Raw genomic sequence first — 17,376 nt, 5'->3', positions numbered from 1 at the left:
CGGACTGCCCGCCGGCCGGGGGGTCCGGGGGGGGGGGGGCTGGTCGGGTGGTGTCACGCAGCCCGGCGTGTGCGGGGTGCCTCCCCCACTCTCGGCTTCGCTCGAGCGGGGGGACCCCCACCGCCCACCCGTGCCGCCCCTGGGGGCACCTCCCAGGCCTTTGAGGCACTGGGGGAGGCACGACTGTCCGCGGTCACGGCGGCGCGAGTGCCCGCAGTCGTGACCTCCTCCGCGGGACCCCGTTGCCGCACCGTGGGAGGCGGGGATACCGGGGTGACCGGTGTTTGTGGGGCCACGGGCGCTCCCGCCGGGCGGGGTGCCGCCCGGCTCAGCAACAGCACGCCCCGGGCGGCGAGCCCCGCGCCGGTCAGCGCGAGCAGGATGCCCGCCGGGCCGCCGCGGAGGCGTTCGCCGAGGAGGGAGAGGCCGATCACCGCGGCCGCCAGCGGGTTCGTCAGGGTGACCACCGCGAGCGGGGCGCCCAGGCCGCCGCGGTAGGCGGTCTGGGACAGCAGCAGCCCGCCGGCCGCGAAGGCGGCCACCAGCAGCGCCACCACGGCCACCTGGACGCCGGGCAGCGGACCGGACCGGTCCGTCGCCGCGACCGTCACGGTCTGGGTGAGCGCCGAGGCCACCCCGGAGGCGATGCCCGACGCGGTCGCGTGCCGCAGACCGGGCCGGGACCCCGGCCACGACAGCAGGCCGATCAGGGTCGCCGTACCGCCCGCGACGGCCAGCGCCTCGGGCACGCCCAGCACGTCGTCGGGCGCCGGTCCGGACGCCGTGGCCAGCACCGCCGCCAGACCGGCGAGGGTGAACGCCGTCCCCCGCCACTCGACCGCGCTCACCGGCCGCCCCGCGATCCGCGCCCCCAGGGGCACCGCCGCGACCAGGGTGAGGGCGCCCAGCGGCTGGACCACGGTGAGCGGGCCGTACGTGAGCGCCACCACGTGGAGCAGCGCGGCCGAGGCGTTCAGCGCGACCGCCCACCACCAGGCGCCGTCGGCCAGCAGCCGCAGCGTGCCGGTGCCGGAGGACCGGGAGGCCAGCCGTTCCTGGGCCACCGCCGCGGCGGCGTAGGCGACGGCGGAGACGAGGGACAGCAGGACGGCCACGACGACGGCGCTCACCGGCCCGCCCCCGCGAGCGCCCGGTCCCGCGCCGGCACCTGACGGGCCCGGACCCGGCCCGCCCCCGTCGCCGTGTGCCGCGGCGGGCGCAGCACCACGAGCGCGAGGCCCAGCAGCGCCGCCGCCACGAGCGCGTCCAGCCAGAAGTGGTTCGCCGTCCCCACGATCACCAGCAGCGTCACCAGCGGGTGCAGCAGCCACAGCCACCGCCACCCCGCGCGGGTGGCGACGACCAGGCCGACCGCCACCATCAGCGCCCACCCGAAGTGCAGCGAGGGCATCGCCGCGAACTGGTTCGACAGCTGGTCGGTTTCCGGCGGGCCGTACACCGACGGCCCGTACACCCGCGCGGTGTCCACCAGGCCCGTGGCGGCGAGCATCCGCGGCGGGGCGAGCGGGAACGTCAGGTGCAGCACCAGCGCGGCGGCGGTGACCGCCGCCAGGATCCGGCGCGCCCAGACGTAGTGGGCCGGGCGGCGCAGGTAGAGCCAGACCAGGAAGACCGCGGTGGCCGGGAAGTGGACGACCGCGTAGTAGGTGTTCGCGAGGTGCGCGAGCCCGTCGCCGTGCAGCAGCAGGGACTGCACCGCGCCCTCGCCGGGCAGGCGGAGCGCGCGCTCCAGGTCCCACACCCCGTGGCCGTTGCGGTACGCCTCGCCGGTGTGGCCGGTCGCCATCCGCCGGCCGAGCTTGTAGACGAGGAAGAGCCCCGCCACCAGCAGGAGTTCACGTACGAGCGGCGGGCGCACCGGTGCGTCGGACCCCGCGGGTCCAGGCTCCTCGCGGCCATTCATCCCCGGCCCTTTCTGTCGTGGTGCAGACGGTGCGCGCGGGTACCGACTCTCATCGATACGGGTTCGTACCGATACGACAGTGTACCGATACGGTTGCGTACCGGTACGGGTGCGTACCGGTACACTGGTGTACCGATGACGCACGCCTCACGTGAGGGACAAGGAGCCGAGCCGATGACGTCGCAGGACGCGGACCGCCCCGGGCCGGCCGGGACCTCGCGCCGCTCCAAGATCACGCCGGAGCGTGAGCGGGAGTTCTTCGACGCCGTGCTGGACCAGATCCGCGAGTGCGGCTACGACGCCGTCACCATGGAGGGCGTCGCCGCCAGTACGCGGTGCAGCAAGTCCACGCTGTACCGGCAGTGGCGGACCAAGCCCCGGTTCGTCGCCGCCGCCCTGCGCTCCAGCCGGCAGGCGCGGTTCGCCCGCGTCGACACCGGCACCCTCGCCGGGGACCTGCGCGAGGTCGCGCGGTGCGCGGGGGAGTGGTCGCCGAAGGACACCACGCTGCTCCAGGCGCTCGGGCACGCGGTCGTCCAGGACCGGGAACTGGCGCAGGCGCTGCGCGAGGCACTGGTCGACCCGGAGATCAGCGCACTGGAGGAGATCCTGCGGCGCGGCGTCGAGCGCGGGGAGGTCGCCGCCGGGAACCCGGCGCTGGAGTACGTTCCGGCGCAGATCTTCGGTGTGCTGCGGGTCCGGCCCATACTGGAAGGCCGCAACGCGGACCCGGACTATCTGCTCCGGTTCGTGGAGGCCGCCGTACTGCCGGCCCTCGGCCTCGAATGAGACGCAGGCCGCCGTCGACGGGATGACCGTACGGCGGCCTGACCGCGCCGCACCGTGGGGACGGGGGCGGCGCCCACCCCGGCCGGGTGGGACACCTCTTGAGCGGAGGGGTGTCCCACCCGGCCGTCACGGTGCGGGTGTCAGACGTCCTGGCCGTTGCCGCCGCCGCCCGACGAGACCTCGATGCCCTCGGTGATCTCGTCGAGCACGGACTGCTTCTGATCGGTGTCCACCCCGAAGCGGACCACGACGATCTGCTGCGGCTGCGCGGGGGACGGGAAGGCCAGCGACTGGACGTACCCGTCGGAGCCCTTGCTGGTCACCGCCTTCCAGCGCACCAGATAGCCCTTCTGCCCGGCCACGGTCACGGCCTTGGACGCGAGGACGTCGTGCGAGGTGATCTTCCCGTACGCCGCACCGCCGTAGCTCTCCTCCGCGTTGGCGGAGATGTCCGCCTTGGCGACCTCCTCGGCGGTGGAGCCGCGGCTGCCGAACGCCAGGGCCGGCGCCGAGTACGCCCCGCCCTTGGTGCACGTCTTGGAGGTGTCACCGGGGCAGTCGTACGAGTCCTCCGACGTCACCGAGGCACCCACCTGCAGCTCCTGGCCGTACCAGCCGTCCGGGATGGGCAGGCTGATCCCGCTCAGCCCGTCGGTCACCGACCCGCTCTCCACCCGCGGCGCCTCGGACCCGTCCGGCGCGGGCTCCTCGCCACCGGAACCACCGGAGTCCCCGTCCGACCCGCCGGAGCCCCCGTCCTGCCCTCCCGAGTCGCCGAACGGCCCGCCGTCCCGTCCGCCCGGCCCTTGCGAGGTCGCGGTACCGCCGCCCCCGCCGTCGTCCGTCAGCGCGTACACACCCACACCGATGCTCGCCAGGACGGCGACGGCCACCGCCACGGCTATCCCGTTCCGCACCCGTCGCCCCCGCCCGGGCGGGGCCGGAGCGGGATACGCCGGATACGCCGGCCCGCCCGCGCCGCCCGGCGCCGGGGGACCCCAGGCGGCGGCCCGCCCCACCGGACGGACCTGCTCCGTCCAGGCGTTGCCGTCCCACCAGCGCTCGGTGGCCGGCCCCTCATTCGTCTGCCCGGGGTCGGGGTACCACCCGGGAGGAGTCACCTGCGTCATGCCCCCACCGTATGAGGCCTCGGTGAAAGCCGGATGAGAGAGCCCCGTCACACCCCCGTACGGACCGCCCGGTGATTGCCGTCTCCCCGCCCCTTGACAGCAGTTGACCATCAGGACCCCTGGTGAGGGGTGGTACGCGTCGATTCCGTGGGGCCGTGTCACCCGTCACGGCAACACGTGGCGCGAGCGGGCACCGCTCGGACGGCAGGAGGACTAGGCTCAAGGTCTGTACGTCATTCGGGCGACTCTGGGGAGGTAGCGGGATGACGGAGGTACGGCCCCCGGCCGTCCCCACGGCCGCTCTGTGGGAGCGCGACGAGGAAGTCGCCGCGATCACGGAGGCCGTCGACACCCTGTGCGCGGACCGCTCCTCGCCGGGCGGCCTGCTGGTGCTCCGGGGCGAGGCCGGGCTCGGCAAGACCGCGCTGCTGGCCGAGACCCGCCGCATCGCCGAACAGCGCGGCTGCACCGTGTGGTCGGCCCGCGGCGGCGAGACCCTGCGCTCCGTCCCCTTCAACGTCGTGCGCCAACTCCTCCAGCCCGCGCTGGTGTCGATGCTGCCGGAGGAGGCACGCGAGTACCTCGGCGACTGGTACGACATCGCCGGCCCCGCCCTCGGCATCGCCGACCCCGGCGAGGGGCACGCCGACCCGCGGGGCGTGTGCGAGGGACTGGTCGCCGCCGTGCGCCGGCTGGCCCGCAGGGACTGGCCGCTGGTCCTGCTGATCGACGACGCGCACTGGGCCGACCAGGAGACCCTGCGCTGGCTCGCCTCCTTCGCCGAACGCCTGGTGGACCTGTCCGTCCTCGTCGTGATCGCCCGCCGGCCCGGCGAGATCTCCGGAGCGAGCGCCCGGTACCTGGACGCCGTCGCCGCCGACCGGCCCGTCACCACCCTCAGCGCCCTCACCCCGGAGGCCACGGCCGGACTCACCCGCGCCGCACTGGGCGAGAACGCCGACGCCGCGTTCTGCCGCGAGGTCTGGGCCGTCACCGGCGGCAACCCCTACGAGACCGTCGAACTCCTCGCCAAGGTCCAGGACAGCGAACTCGAACCCGTCGAGGCCCACGCCGGCGAACTGCGCGACCTGAACCGCTCCGCCCGCGGCGGCGGACTCGTCGAACGCCTGGAAGAACTCGGCATAGACGCCACCCGGTTCGCCTGGGCCGCCGCCATCCTCGGCAACGACATCACCGTCGGCCTGGTGGCCCGGCTCGCCACCCTGGACGTCGACGCCGCCGCCCGCTGCGCCGAGCTCCTGCGCGGCGCCCGCATCCTCACCGCCCCGGACCCGTCCACCACGGGCCGCAGCGCACCCGCCGACCTCGAGTTCGTCCACCCCCTGATCGCCACCGCCGTCTACAACTCCATCCCCGACGCGCTGCGCCGCGCCATGCACGGCATAGCCGCCCGGATCGTCACCGACTCCGGACACGGCGCCGCCGCGGCGGCCCGCCACCTCCTCGAAGTGCACCCGGACGACGACGAGGAACTCGTCTGGCAACTGCGCGAGGCCGCCCGCGAACACCTCGCCGTCGGCGCCCCGGACGCCGCCCGCCGCTGCCTGGAACGCGCCCTGGAGGAACCGCCCCGCCCCGAGGTCCACGCGCAGGTCCTCTACGAACTGGGCTGCGCCACCTTCCTCACCGCACCCGCCCGCACCATCGGCCATCTGCGGGCCGCCCTCGGCATGCCCGGCCTCGACGGCGACCGACGGGTGGACGCCGTGGTCCGCCTCTCCCAGGCGCTGCTGCACAACGACCAGCTGGAGGAGGCCGTCCGCACCGTCGAGGCGGAGGCCGCCCGGCTCGAACCCGGCCCCGCACAGATGCGGCTGCGGACCGTGCAGTTCATGTGGGAGGGCATCCACGCCGGCGAGGCCGCCTCCCCCGGCCGCTCCGAACGGCTGGCCGAACTCGCCGCCACCTGCACCGGCCGGGACAACTCCGAACGCGCGCTGCTCATCGTGCGCGGCTTCGACGCCATGATGCGCGGCGAGAACGCCGAGGAGATCGTCGAGATCTGCGACCGCGCCCTCGTCAACGGCCGCCTCGCCCCCGGCCTCGGCTGGACCGACTCCGAGTGGGGCGTCGAGCTGCTGCTGATGCTGGCCGACGCCTACGCCTACACCGACCGCCTCGACCGCGCCGAGAGCCTCTACAACGAGGCCCTGCACGCCTACGACACGGCGGGCTGGAGCGGCGGCCACCTGGCGCTGGCCCACGCCTACGTGGGACTCGGGCACCGCAGACGGGGCCGGCTGGAGGCGGCGGAGGCGGAACTGCGCGAGTCCCTGCGCCTGGCCGAACGCGTCGGCCGCGGACTGCCCCTGTACTGGACGGCCACCTGCAACCTCGTCGACACCCTGCTCGCCCGCGGTCACGTCGACGAGGCCTGGGCGGTGGCCGAACAGCACGACTTCGCACCGCCCTACCCGTCCACCATCGTGCTGCCCGACCCGCGCTCCGTGCGCGGCCGGCTGCTGCTCGCCGTCGGCCGCGTCCAGGAGGGCGTCAACGAACTGGAGGAGGCCCAGAAGGCGGCGGCCGCGCGCGGCCACCACAATCCGGTGCACGTCTTCTGGGCCGCCGACCTCGCCCGCGCCCTCGCCACCGAGGACCCCGCCCGTGCCGCCCGGCTCGCCGTCGACGTACGCCGGCAGGCCGAACGCTTCGGCACGGACACCGCCATAGGGGAGGCCCTGCGCGTCGCCGCCGCCCTGGAGACCGGCCAGCGCGCGGTCCGCCTCGCCGCCCAGGCGGTCACCTTCCTGGAGTCCTCCCCCTGCCAGTACGAGCACGCCGTGGCCCGCGTCGAGTACGGCATCCTCGCCCGTTCCGTACCCGACCTCGAACGCGGCCTCGCCCTGGCCCGCTCCTGCGGCGCGGACGGCCTGGTGAAGCGGGCCCGGGAGGAGCTCAAGGCGGGTGGGGGACCGCGCTAGCCGTTCTGTCCCGGGAGGACGCCCCCGGCTACTCGTCCTCCTCCGCCAGCACCCGCTGGGCCGTCGCGAACGCCGAGTTCGCCGCCGGGACCCCGCAGTACACGGCCGTCTGGAGCAGCACCGCCCCGATCTCCTCGGGGGTGAGCCCGCCCCGACGCGCCGCGCGGACGTGCAGGGCGAGCTCGTCGTAGTGGCCGTGCGCGACCAGCGCCGTGAGCGTGATCATGCTGCGTTCGCGGCGGGTGAGGGTCGGGTCGGTCCAGATCTCGCCCCAGGCGTAGCGCGAGATGAAGTCCTGGAAGCGTGCCGTGAACGGCGTCTGCCGGGCCTGCGCCCGGTCCACGTGCGCGTCGCCCAGCACCTCCCGGCGCACCTCCATGCCGCGCCGGGCCGTCCCGTCGAAGTGCGCCCGCAACGCGGCCAGCACCGCCTCCGGGCGCTGGGCCGGCGCCAGGTGCGAGGCACCCGGGATCTCCACGAGCGCGGCGTCCGGCACCGCGTCCGCGATCTCCCGCAGATGCTCGGGCGGCGTCGCCGGGTCCTCCCGGCCGGCCACCAGCAGCGTCGGCACGGACACCTCCGCCAGCCGGTCCCGCAGATCGAACGCGGCCAGCGCGTCACAGCAGGCGGCGTACGCCTCCGGGTCGGCCTCCCGGTGGTCCCGGACCAGTCCCGGCACGGTGAACCCGGACGTGAACCACCGGGCGTCCGCGCCCTCCGCGAGTCCGGCGAGCCCTTCGCTCCGCACCCGCGCCGCCCGCTCCTCCCACGGCTTCGCGCCGTTGAAGTGCGCCGAGGAGCAGATCACGGCCAGCGACGACAGCCGGTCCGGACGGTGCACGGCCAGATGCAGCCCCACCGCACCGCCCAGCGAGACGCCCGCGTACGCGAACCGCTCGATGCCGAGCGCGTCGGCGAGCGCGAGCACCAGCCCGGCGAGGTCGCCGACGGTGGCACCGGGGCCGATCAGCCCCGCCGCCGAACCGCCGTGCCCCGGCAGGTCCCAGCGGACCACGCGGTGCGCGGCCGACAGCTCGGGCGCCACCCCGTCCCACAGGGCGTACGACGTGCCGAGCGAGGGGCCGAGCAGCAGCGGGGGAGCGGAAGCGGGGCCCTCTTCGCAGTGGTTGAGAAGTCGGTCGGTCAACGTCGCTCCAGAGCACGGTCGGTGAGGGGTCCGGCGGAGCCGGTGTAACGGGCGGGGTCGATGAGGGAGGAGACGTCGGTCTCCTTCAACTCGGCTTCGGCGGCGAGCAGTTCGCCGAGGTCACGTCCTTCCCGGTACGCCCGCCGGGCCAGCTCCGTGAGCAGCTCCTTCGCGCGGGCGCGGCCGAGGACCGGCGCCAGCTCGGCGGACAGCCGCTCGGAGACGATCAGTCCGTGGGTGAGCCGGAGGTGTTCGTCCATGACCTCCGGACGCACCCGCAGCCCCTCGGTCAGTTCGGCGGCGTCCCGGGCGGCACCGCCCACCAGACGGAGCAGGTCCCTCAGCGGTTCCCATTCGGCGTGCCAGGCGCCGGCCGGCCGCTCGTCCTCGGCCACCAGTGAGCCGTACAGCGTCGCCGCGAGCTGCGGTGCGCGCCGTGCCGCCGCCGCGATCAGTGTCGAGCGCACCGGGTTCGCCTTGTGCGGCATGGCCGAGGAGCCGCCGCCGCTGCCCTCGGCGACCTCGGCGATCTCCGTGCGGGAGAGGGTGAGGACGTCCGCCGCGAGCTTGCCCAGCGCGCCGGCGGCGAAGGCGAGACAGCCGGCGAGATCGGCGACCGGCGTGCGGAGCGTGTGCCAGGGCAACAGGGGTTCGGCGAGCCCGAGTTCACGGGCGTACGCGCCCGGCAGCGCGGTGGCGTCCTTAGCCCCGTACGCGGAGAAGGCCGCCAGCGTTCCGGCCGCACCGCCGAGTTGGGCGGGCAGTGAGCCGCGTACCGCCGTCACCCGGTCCCGCGCGTCCAGCACCAGCGACCGCCACCCGGCCGCCTTCAGCCCGAACGTCGTCGGTACGGCGTGCTGGGTCAGCGTCCGGCCCGGCATCGGGGTGTCACGGTGCGCGGCGGCCAGTTCGGTCAGGGCCCGCCGGCAGCGGTCGAGGTCGGCGAGGACCGGGCCCAGGGCGCGGTGGGCGACCAGCATCATGGCGGTGTCCATGATGTCCTGGCTGGTCGCACCCCGGTGCACGTACGGGCCGTACTCCTCGCCGACCGCCCGGGTCAGCTCCGCGACCAGCGGGATCACCGGATTCCCGCCGCCCCGCGCCCGCACGGCGAGGGACGCGACGTCGAAACCGGCCGGATCGGCGGCCTCCGTCACCGCCGTCGCCGCCTGCGCCGGGGCGAGCCCCAGTGAGGCCTGGGCGCGGGTCAGCGCGGCCTCCGCGTCGAGCAGCGCCCGCAGGAACGCCGCGTCCGCCGTCTCGGCGGCGGCCGGGGAACCGGCCCACCCGGGGGCGAGCAGACCGGTGTCGGTGTCGGCTGATGTCACTGGAACTCCAGGAAGACCGTCTCGCCCTCGCCCTGAAGACGGATGTCGAAACGGTACGTGCCGGCGCCCTCCTCGCCCGCGACCAGCGTGTCGCGGCGCCCGGCGTCGAGCCGGGACAGCAGCGGGTCCGCCGCCAGCGCCGCCTCGTCGCCCGGCAGGTAGATCCGGGTGAACAGGTGCACCAGCAGACCCCGCGCGAACACGCACACACTGAGGTACGGCGCGTTCCCCCCGCGTGCTCCGGGGCGCAGCGTACGGGCGTACCAGTGACCGTTCGCGTCGGTCTGGATCCGCCCGAAGCCGGTGAACTCCACGCCGTTGCGGCCGAGGAAGCCGCCCGTCGCCGGGTCGCGCCGCATCGAGCCGTCGACCCGGGACACGTTGCCGTCCGGGTCCGGGCCCCACAGCTCCAGGAAGGCGTCCGGCAGCGGGTCGCCGTCGCCGTCGTACACGTACCCCTGGAGGGCGATGGTGTCCGGGTGGCCGACGGGCGCGATGTCGCCGCCGCCGGGGAAGGGCAGGGCGTGGCCGTAGAAGGGGCCGACCGTGTGGGACGGGGTGGGCAGCACGGTCTCCGGACGCGTGGTGTCGATCTTCGTCATGGCGGGTCAGCGCCCCTCTTCCATCCAGGTGGCCTGCGGTCCGTCGAGCACGATGTCCCAGTGGTAGCCCATCGAGAACTCCGGCACCGACAGGTTGTGGTCGTACGTCGCGATCAGCCGCTGCCGTGCGGCGTCGTCCGTCACCGACTGGATGATCGGGTCGTACGGGAAGAGCGGATCGCTGGGGAAGTACATCTGCGTCACCAGCCGCTGGGTGAACGACGTGCCGAAGACCGAGAAGTGGATGTGGGCGGGCCGCCAGGCGTTGAGGTGCTGGCGCCAGGGGTACGGGCCCGGCTGGACGGTGGTGAAGTGGTAGCGGCCCTCGTCGTCGCTGAGGGTGCGGCCCACGCCGGTGAAGTTCGGGTCCAGCGGGGCGTCGTGCTGCTCGCGCTGATGGGCGTAGCGGCCCGCCGAGTTGGCCTGCCAGATCTCGATGAGCTGGCCGCGGATCGGGCGCCCGGCGCGGTCCAGCAGCCGGCCGGAGACGGTGATGCGCTCGCCGATCGGCTCGCCGGTGTGCTGCCGGGTCAGGTCGTTGTCGATCTCCGTGATGTCCCGTTCGCCGAACGCGGGGGAGGACAGCTCCACCAGCTCCGGGTCCTTGGTGACGTCGATGGCGACCGGGGGCTGCTTCGGGTGGCGCAGCACCGAGGAGCGGTACGGCGCGTAGTCACGGCGCGGCTGGTGCTCGACGGGCGCGCCGTCGGCGACCCGCTTCTCGTACGCGGCGTGCTCGGCCGCGATCTCCCGGTCGATGTCGGCTTGAGTGAGTACGTCGGTCACGACAGGCCCTTCCCGAGGGTGAGTTCGGCTCCGGTCTTGGCGGTGATCTCCTCGGCGGTGACACCGGGAGCGGTCTCGACGAGGACGAGCCCGTCGTCGGTGACGTCGAGGACGCCGAGGTCGGTGATGATCCGGTCCACGCACGCCTTGCCGGTCAGCGGCAGCGCGCACTCCGTCACGATCTTCGGCGAGCCGTCCTTGGCGGTGTGGGTCATCACCACGATCACCGTGCGGGCGCCGTGGACCAGGTCCATCGCGCCGCCGATGCCGGTGACGAGCTTGCCGGGCACCGCCCAGTTGGCCAGGTCGCCCCGCGCGGAGACCTGCATCGCGCCCAGCACCGCGACGTCGATGTGCCCGCCCCGGATCATCCCGAAGGACAGCGCCGAGTCGAAGAAGGAGGCGCCCGGAAGGACGGTGACGGTCTCCTTGCCCGCGTTGATCAGGTCCGGGTCGACGGCGTCCTCGGTGGGGTACGGGCCGGTGCCCAGGATGCCGTTCTCGCTCTCCAGCACCACCTCGACACCGGCCGGGAGATGGTTGGGGATCAGCGTGGGCAGGCCGATGCCGAGGTTGACGTACTGGCCGTCGCGCAGTTCCCGGGCCGCCCGCGCGGCCATCTCTTCCCGTGTCCAGGCCATCAGCCGCTCACCGTCCGCCGCTCGATCTTCTTGTCCGCCGCCTGCTCGGGCGTGAGGGCGACCACCCGCTGCACGAAGACGCCCGGCAGGTGCACGGCGTCCGGCTCGATCTCCCCGGGCTCGACCAGCTCCTCCACCTCGGCGACGGTGACCTTGCCCGCCATCGCCGCGAGGGGGTTGAAGTTGCGGGCGGACTTGTTGAACACCAGGTTCCCGTGCCGGTCGCCCTTCGCCGCCCGCACCAGCGCGTAGTCGGTGCGGATGCCGCGCTCCAGCACGTACTCCGTGCCGTCGAACTCCCGGACCTCCTTGGGCGGCGAGGCGATGGCCACTCCGCCGGAGCCGTCGTAGCGCCAGGGCAGTCCGCCCTCGGCGACCTGTGTGCCCACACCCGCCGGGGTGTAGAACGCGGGGACGCCGGCGCCCCCGGCGCGCAGCCTTTCGGCGAGCGTGCCCTGCGGGATCAGCTCCACCTCCAGCTCGCCGGCCAGGTACTGCCGCGCGAACTCCTTGTTCGCGCCGATGTAGGAACCGGTCACCCGGGCGATCCGGCCCGCCGCCAGCAGCACCGCGAGCCCGGACTCCATCGCCCCGCAGTTGTTCGAGACGACCGACAGACCGTCGACCCCCCGCTCGTACAGCGCCTGGATCAGCACGTTCGGCACGCCGCTGAGGCCGAAGCCGCCCACCGCCAGTGACGCGCCGTCCGGCACGTCAGCCACCGCCTCCGCAGCCGAGGCGACCACCTTGTCCATCCGAGGAATCCCGTCCCTTCGAGGCGGCCCGACCGAGTTAGTCAGGGCACTGAGTATTTCCGCGAGATCGGCCTCACGCTGTCATCGAGAGGGCCGGAGCGTCAATAGCCTGGTCATTTCCGCATCGAACGACACACGAGGTCACGGCGAAGGCGCACCCGTGCGGGTATTGTTCAGTGCACCAACGAAAACGACCGGGGAGCGCACATGGCCGCGGTGGACCTCACCACCCATCCCGGGCACCTCGCCCGGCGGCTCCAGCAGGCGCACTACCTGCTGTGGAACACGATGGTCTCCGAGGAGATCACCTCGCCGCAGTTCGCGGTCCTCAACGCGCTCGTCGCCGAGCCGGGCCTGGACCAGCGCACCGTGGGGGAGCGGGTCGGCCTTGACCGGTCCACCATCGCCGAGGTGATCGGCCGGCTCATCCGGCGCGGGCTGCTGGACAAGGTCCGCGATCCGCAGGACGGCCGCCGCTTCCTGCTGCGCCTCACCGACGACGGCGTGCGCACCCACCGCAGGCTGACGGTGCGCACCGCGCGGATGAACCAGGTCTTCCTGGCCCCGCTCGACGCCGACGAGCAGGCGCTCTTCATCGACCTGATCCGGCGGGTCGCGGACGCGGCCGAAGGACTGCGCGATCCGGCGCCCTCCCTGGCCGCACCGCGCTGAGACTCAGGGCGTCTTCGCGTACACCACCCAGACCTGGCCGTGGGCGAAGTTCATCCGTTCGCCCGCCTCGGTGGTGAACGAGGTGCCGTCCTCGGCGGCCGGACGGCTCCAGTTCGCCTCGTACCCGCGTCCGTCGCGCAGCACGGTGGCCTCCCCGGAGCCCACCGTCTCGGTGTACGGGGTGTTGTTGCCGAGGAAGTCCCGGAACCCGGAGGGGCGCACGGTCACGTACTGCACGACCACCGTCGCGGGCGCCAGTCGCTCGCCCTCCGCGGTGAGTGCCGGGGTGCCGTCCATCGAGACCAGCCAGCGGTCGCGGGCATCGGACCAGGTGAAGGTGGTACGGGAGGCCGGGTACCGCACCGTGAGTTCGTTTCGGGGCTCGCCGTCCGCCGGGGGCCGGCCGAAGCGGAAACCGGTGGTCAGGGCGGCCTCGCCGGGCGGGTCGTCCATGAGCCGCTCCGGTCGCAGGTACAGGTTGTGGGGAGCGGACCGGCCGGGGTCCCGGGTGTAGGCCTCGGGCTCCGACCCGGGTGTCACCGCCTCGAGCGGTGCCCGCTCGATCAGCGGCATCAGCTTGCTCTGCGCCCCGGAGTGGGCCAGCACCGGCCGGTCGAACTGGTGCAGCAGTTCCAGATCCGACTCCCGGGCGCTGCGCACCGGACCGACGGACTCCGGCAGCTCGGTGGCGTACACGGCGATCAGTCTGCTGGTCCCGCCCTCGACCTGCTCGGCGTACACCACGTCGGCGGCGTCCACGCCTGTCTGAGGCCGGGCTGCGGGGGCGTTGTCGATCTTCACGGCGAGTACCGGCGGGCTGTCCTGTCCGCCGGGCCGTGTCGGCGACCCCCGCCCGTCGTCACGCGGCCCGTCCGACGTCGTGCAGCCCGCCACCGGCCCGGCCGCGAGCACCGCGGCCACCAGCACCCCCACCCCCGTGCCGCGCCGTCGGCGCGTCCCTCGCTCCGTGCCCGCCGTCGCCACCGCATTCGCCTCATATCATCCGTTGTCTTGATTATGCGCTTTTCTGATCGCCGTTGGCCATGGTCGATCAGAGGTGCTCCCGCGCGGTGGCCTCCGCCGATCGGCTCGAGAGCCGGCGGTTCGGCATGCGGCCGCTCGGGTACCCGGACGCCCACCGCACGAGCGACACACCGGCCACCACGGAGGGAGCGGGCGGCGATGAGGGCACTGACCTGGCAGGGAAAGCGGGACGTGAGGGTGGAGAACGTGCCCGATCCCCGGATCGAGGAGCCGACGGACGCGGTCATCCGCATCACCTCCACCGGACTGTGCGGATCCGATCTGCATCTGTACGAGGTCCTCACCCCGTTCATGACCCCGGGCGACATCCTCGGCCACGAGCCGATGGGCATCGTCGAGGAGGTCGGCGCGGCGGTGCCCGACCTCCAGGTCGGCGACCGGGTCGTGGTGCCGTTCCAGATCGCCTGCGGCAACTGCTGGATGTGCCTCACCGGACTGCCCACCCAGTGCGAGACCACCCAGGTCAGCGCCGAGGGCATGGGCGCGGCCCTGTTCGGCTACACCCGGCTGTACGGCGCGGTTCCGGGCGCCCAGGCCGAGTACCTGCGGGTCCCGCAGGCCCAGTACGGCCCGATCAAGGTGCCCGAGGGGCCGTCCGACGACCGGTTCGTCTACCTCTCCGACGTCCTGCCCACCGCCTGGCAGGCGGTCGCCTACGCCGGTGTCCCGCAGGGCGGCAGCGTCGCCGTGCTCGGGCTCGGCCCCATCGGCGACATGGCCTGCCGGATCGCCCAGGTCAGGGGCGCCGGGCGGGTGTTCGGCGTGGACCTGGTCCCCGAGCGGCTGAACCGGGCGCGCGAGCGGGGCGTGGAGACCTTCGACCTGCGCTCCTTCGACGACGAGAAGGAACTCGTCGCCGCGATCCGCGACCAGACCGACGGCCGCGGCCCCGACGCCGTGATCGACGCCGTCGGCACCGAGGCGCACGGCAGCGCGGCGGCCCGCATGGTGCAGAACGCCTCGGCGCTGCTGCCCCGCAAACTCAGCGGCCCGATGGCGGAACGCTTCAGCGTCGACCGGCTCGCCGCCCTGCACACCGCCATCGAACTGGTGCGGCGCGGCGGCACCATCTCGATCAGCGGCGTCTACGGCGGCATGGCCGACCCGATGCCCATGCTCACCCTGTTCGACAAGCAGATCCAGATGCGCATGGGTCAGGCGAACGTACGCCGCTGGAGCGACGAGATCATCCCCTACCTCACCGACGAGGACCCGCTCGGCGTCGACGACTTCGCCACCCACCGCGTGCCGCTCGACGAGGCACCGCGGGCCTACGACATGTTCCAGAAGAAGCAGGACGGCGCGGTCAAGGTACTGATCAAGCCCTGACCCGGGAGCCGGGGGACCCGCCGGGTGCGGCCGAGCCGGGTCGGGAGACCGGAACGAACCCCCGGCCTCCCGACCCGCCGTGACTACAGCTCCCTGATCCGGACGTCCCGGTAGGAGACGACGTCCGTCGTGCCGTGCACCTGCAGTCCGATGTAGCCGGAGGCGAACCGCCGCCCGTCCGTGCCCGGGTCGTCCGAGCGCGGCGGGGTGAAGTCCTGGCCGCCGGTGTTGTCGAACTCGTTGATCAGCACACCGTTGCGGTAGACCGAGTAGTGCTGGTCCACCACGCGGATCTCATAGTCGTTCCAGGTGCCCTTCTGCGTCACGCCCGCGCCGGCCAGGCCGACCCGGTCGAAGCCGTAGACGGAGCCCGTCTTGTACATGTCGCCGGTCGGCGAGTCGAACACCTGGATCTCGTGGCCGTACTTGATGGCGGCCCACTCCGGCCGTGGCTCCTCCGGGTGGTCGTGGATCTGCGGGAACCGCACGAACACACCCGAGTTGGCGTTGCCGGTGCCCGGGGCGTCGTCACGCCACTGGAGCTTCAGCGAGAAGTCGCCGTACGTACGCTCGGGGAACCACAGCATGCCGAGCCCGCCCTTGGTGGTGCCGGAGGTGATCGACCCGTCCGGGTTCAGCGCGAACGAACCGCCGCCCACCTGCTCCCACTTGGCGAACGACTCCTGGGTGCCGTCCATGATCTTGCGGTAGCCGTCGGTCTGGCCGGGCTTGCCGATGCCGGACTGGCGGGCCGCCTTGTTGATCGCCCGGTACTCCCGCTGGTCGACGACCCCTTCCTTCTTGAGCTTGTCCAGCACGCTCTTCACGTGCTTCAGGAACAGCGCCTGCGAGGTCCACTCCTTCTCGTCCTCGATCAGCTCGCCGATCCGGCACCGGTTGTTGGTGACCCGGTTCGGCACGCCCGAGTCGACCGTGCCGACGATCACCGTCAACCGCTCGTCGTACTCGGGGCAGTTCGGCGCGGGCACCCCGCCGTCCGCCACGACCGTGAAGCTCACCGTGAGCGGTTCGGAGGTGTTGCCGGCCTTGTCGCTCGCCCGGTACGCGACCGTGTGCCGGCCCGCCCGGTCGACGACCACGGGCTCGGTGTAGGCCAGGTACGGCCCGCCGTCGAGCGAGTACTCGATGGCCGCGACACCCGAACCGCCGTGTCCGTCGTCGGCGCTGAGGGTCACCGTGGCGTCACCGACGTAGGCGCCGTCGGAGTTCTTGGTCCCCTCCACGGTCACACCGGTCGCCGGCGGGGTGGTGTCCTGCGGGGGAGCGGCGACGACCGTGAACTCCACGCTCTTCTCCGCCGCCGTGTTGCCCGCCCTGTCGGTGGCGCGGTAGCGCACGGTGTGGGTGCCCACCTGGTGCACCATCACCGGACCGGTGTACGCCTGCCAGGCACCGTCGGCGCCGATCGCGTACTCGATGGTGTTGACGCCGGTGCCGGTGTCCGACGCGGTGACGGTGACCGTCGCCATGTCGATGTAGGCACCGTCGGCGTTCTTCTCGCCGTCCACCGTGGCCGAGGTCTCCGGCGCTGTGGTGTCGTCCGTCGGAGGTGCGACGACCGTGAAGGCGACGCTCTTCTCCGCCGAGACATTGCCCGCCTTGTCCAGGGCGCGGTAGCGCACGGTGTGCGCGCCGACCTGGTCGACCACGACCGGGGCGGTGTACGGCTGCCAGGCGCCGTCGGCCCCGACCGCGTACTCGATCCGGTCCACGCCCGAGCCCTCGTCGGTGGCCTCGACCGTCACGCTCGCCGAACCCACGTACTGGCCCTCGGCGTTCTGCGAGCCGGTCACCTTCGCCGTGGCCTCGGGCGCGGTGGTGTCCTCGCCACTGCCCTCGGTCACCGTCAGGATGCCCTGCATCTCGCCGTGGCCGGGGATGGTGCAGTGGTAGAAGTAGCGGCCCGGGGTGAGCGTCACCTCGGCGGTGTGCTTACCGCCCTGGGCGTCGGCCGGGTTGGCCAGGATGTTCAGCTGGACGTCGTTGTTGAACTCCGGGTCGGAGGTCACGAACGTCAGCGTGTGCGGCATCCCGGTGGTGTTGCCGGTCGCCGCGCTGTTCTCGAACACGATGGTCGCCGGACCGGCCACCGCGGTCGTCGGCGCGGACGTGTACTCGGTGATGCTGTCACCGGCGGTCCAGGTGAGCACCTGCTCCGCCGCCGCCGTATCGGCGGAACCGGTTCCGTCGGCCGCGGAGGTCGTCGCCTGCAGGCCGAGCATCATGAGGAGGGCGGCCAGCAGGGCGGCCCACATTCTTCGTT

General features: G+C 73.3%; 15 protein-coding genes. 4 read left to right on the top strand and 11 right to left on the bottom strand.

What is annotated here, in order from left to right:
* Window positions 1-53: 53 nt before the first annotated feature.
* Window positions 54-1,130: a hypothetical protein gene (locus KUM38_RS19580; RefSeq protein ID WP_308408997.1), complete on the bottom strand. Its 1,077-nt coding sequence runs from the start codon at window positions 1,128-1,130 to the stop codon at window positions 54-56.
* A complete protein-coding gene (locus KUM38_RS19575) occupies window positions 1,127-1,924 on the bottom strand; it encodes a phosphatase PAP2 family protein (RefSeq protein ID WP_217130698.1) in 798 nt (265 codons plus the stop codon). The genes KUM38_RS19580 and KUM38_RS19575 overlap by 4 nt, the downstream gene beginning before the upstream one ends.
* 174 nt (window positions 1,925-2,098) lie before the next feature.
* Between KUM38_RS19575 and KUM38_RS19570 the strand changes: the two genes are divergently transcribed.
* Entirely contained in the window at window positions 2,099-2,713 is a 615-nt protein-coding gene (locus KUM38_RS19570; RefSeq protein ID WP_217130697.1) for a TetR/AcrR family transcriptional regulator, read from the top strand.
* Between the two features lie 140 nt (window positions 2,714-2,853).
* Here KUM38_RS19570 and KUM38_RS19565 read toward each other — a convergent pair whose 3' ends face one another.
* Window positions 2,854-3,843 carry a DUF2510 domain-containing protein gene (locus KUM38_RS19565; RefSeq protein ID WP_217130696.1) on the bottom strand — a complete coding sequence of 330 codons (990 nt, stop codon included), beginning with the start codon at window positions 3,841-3,843 and terminating at the stop codon, window positions 2,854-2,856.
* 263 nt (window positions 3,844-4,106) lie between these two features.
* Between KUM38_RS19565 and KUM38_RS19560 the strand changes: the two genes are divergently transcribed.
* Window positions 4,107-6,788 carry an AAA family ATPase gene (locus tag KUM38_RS19560; protein WP_217130695.1) on the top strand — a complete coding sequence of 894 codons (2,682 nt, stop codon included), beginning with the start codon at window positions 4,107-4,109 and terminating at the stop codon, window positions 6,786-6,788.
* Window positions 6,789-6,816: 28 nt separating this feature from the next.
* On the opposite strand, the gene pcaD is transcribed toward KUM38_RS19560, so the two are convergent.
* The 6 genes from pcaD to KUM38_RS19530 are packed head-to-tail and all read right to left on the bottom strand — an operon-like array spanning window position 6,817 to window position 12,047.
* The gene (gene pcaD / locus KUM38_RS19555) at window positions 6,817-7,935 is read right to left on the bottom strand and encodes a 3-oxoadipate enol-lactonase (RefSeq protein WP_217130694.1); all 1,119 of its coding nucleotides are present in this window, start codon (window positions 7,933-7,935) and stop codon (window positions 6,817-6,819) included.
* On the bottom strand, window positions 7,932-9,263 hold the full coding sequence (pcaB, locus tag KUM38_RS19550) for a 3-carboxy-cis,cis-muconate cycloisomerase (protein ID WP_217130693.1): 1,332 nt from the start codon (window positions 9,261-9,263) through the stop codon (window positions 7,932-7,934). The genes pcaD and pcaB overlap by 4 nt, the downstream gene beginning before the upstream one ends.
* On the bottom strand, window positions 9,260-9,865 hold the full coding sequence (gene pcaG, locus KUM38_RS19545; RefSeq protein ID WP_217130692.1) for a protocatechuate 3,4-dioxygenase subunit alpha: 606 nt from the start codon (window positions 9,863-9,865) through the stop codon (window positions 9,260-9,262). Before pcaG ends, pcaB begins: the two co-directional genes overlap by 4 nt.
* 6 nt (window positions 9,866-9,871) lie before the next feature.
* Window positions 9,872-10,651, bottom strand: a complete 780-nt coding sequence (gene pcaH / locus KUM38_RS19540) for a protocatechuate 3,4-dioxygenase subunit beta (RefSeq protein ID WP_217130691.1) — start codon at window positions 10,649-10,651, stop codon at window positions 9,872-9,874.
* The gene (locus KUM38_RS19535) at window positions 10,648-11,292 is read right to left on the bottom strand and encodes a CoA transferase subunit B (RefSeq protein WP_217130690.1); all 645 of its coding nucleotides are present in this window, start codon (window positions 11,290-11,292) and stop codon (window positions 10,648-10,650) included. Before KUM38_RS19535 ends, pcaH begins: the two co-directional genes overlap by 4 nt.
* Window positions 11,292-12,047, bottom strand: coding sequence for a CoA transferase subunit A (locus KUM38_RS19530; RefSeq protein WP_217130689.1), 756 nt, complete (start codon window positions 12,045-12,047; stop codon window positions 11,292-11,294). Before KUM38_RS19530 ends, KUM38_RS19535 begins: the two co-directional genes overlap by 1 nt.
* Window positions 12,048-12,254: 207 nt before the next feature.
* Between KUM38_RS19530 and KUM38_RS19525 the strand changes: the two genes are divergently transcribed.
* Window positions 12,255-12,719, top strand: a complete 465-nt coding sequence (locus tag KUM38_RS19525) for a MarR family winged helix-turn-helix transcriptional regulator (RefSeq protein ID WP_217130688.1) — start codon at window positions 12,255-12,257, stop codon at window positions 12,717-12,719.
* A 3-nt stretch (window positions 12,720-12,722) separates the two neighbouring features.
* Here KUM38_RS19525 and KUM38_RS19520 read toward each other — a convergent pair whose 3' ends face one another.
* Window positions 12,723-13,703, bottom strand: a complete 981-nt coding sequence (locus KUM38_RS19520; RefSeq protein ID WP_217130687.1) for a DUF3048 domain-containing protein — start codon at window positions 13,701-13,703, stop codon at window positions 12,723-12,725.
* 198 nt (window positions 13,704-13,901) lie between these two features.
* Here KUM38_RS19520 and KUM38_RS19515 point away from each other — a divergent pair, with 198 nt between their 5' ends.
* Entirely contained in the window at window positions 13,902-15,092 is a 1,191-nt protein-coding gene (locus KUM38_RS19515; RefSeq protein WP_217130686.1) for a zinc-dependent alcohol dehydrogenase, read from the top strand.
* An 83-nt stretch (window positions 15,093-15,175) separates the two neighbouring features.
* Here the strand turns inward: KUM38_RS19515 and KUM38_RS19510 are convergent, their stop codons facing one another.
* A complete protein-coding gene (locus KUM38_RS19510; protein ID WP_217130685.1) occupies window positions 15,176-17,368 on the bottom strand; it encodes an OmpL47-type beta-barrel domain-containing protein in 2,193 nt (730 codons plus the stop codon).
* Window positions 17,369-17,376 lie beyond the last annotated feature (8 nt).

It is taken from the genome of Streptomyces sp. AC558_RSS880, assembly GCF_019049255.1.
GTDB lineage: Bacteria > Actinomycetota > Actinomycetes > Streptomycetales > Streptomycetaceae > Streptomyces.
This window is presented reverse-complemented; position numbering and strand designations above follow the sequence as displayed.

Bases quoted from the DNA above. Each gene is read 5' to 3' on its own strand.
- KUM38_RS19575 (WP_217130698.1), bottom strand. From the start codon at position 1,924: ATGAATGGCCGCGAGGAGCCTGGACCCGCGGGGTCCGACGCACCGGTG.
- KUM38_RS19570 (WP_217130697.1), top strand. From the start codon at position 2,099: ATGACGTCGCAGGACGCGGACCGCCCCGGGCCGGCCGGGACCTCGCGC.
- KUM38_RS19565 (WP_217130696.1), bottom strand. From the start codon at position 3,843: ATGACGCAGGTGACTCCTCCCGGGTGGTACCCCGACCCCGGGCAGACG.
- KUM38_RS19560 (WP_217130695.1), top strand. From the start codon at position 4,107: ATGACGGAGGTACGGCCCCCGGCCGTCCCCACGGCCGCTCTGTGGGAG.
- pcaG (WP_217130692.1), bottom strand. From the start codon at position 9,865: ATGACGAAGATCGACACCACGCGTCCGGAGACCGTGCTGCCCACCCCG.
- KUM38_RS19535 (WP_217130690.1), bottom strand. From the start codon at position 11,292: ATGGCCTGGACACGGGAAGAGATGGCCGCGCGGGCGGCCCGGGAACTG.
- KUM38_RS19530 (WP_217130689.1), bottom strand. From the start codon at position 12,047: ATGGACAAGGTGGTCGCCTCGGCTGCGGAGGCGGTGGCTGACGTGCCG.
- KUM38_RS19525 (WP_217130688.1), top strand. From the start codon at position 12,255: ATGGCCGCGGTGGACCTCACCACCCATCCCGGGCACCTCGCCCGGCGG.
- KUM38_RS19515 (WP_217130686.1), top strand. From the start codon at position 13,902: ATGAGGGCACTGACCTGGCAGGGAAAGCGGGACGTGAGGGTGGAGAAC.
- KUM38_RS19510 (WP_217130685.1), bottom strand. From the start codon at position 17,368: ATGTGGGCCGCCCTGCTGGCCGCCCTCCTCATGATGCTCGGCCTGCAG.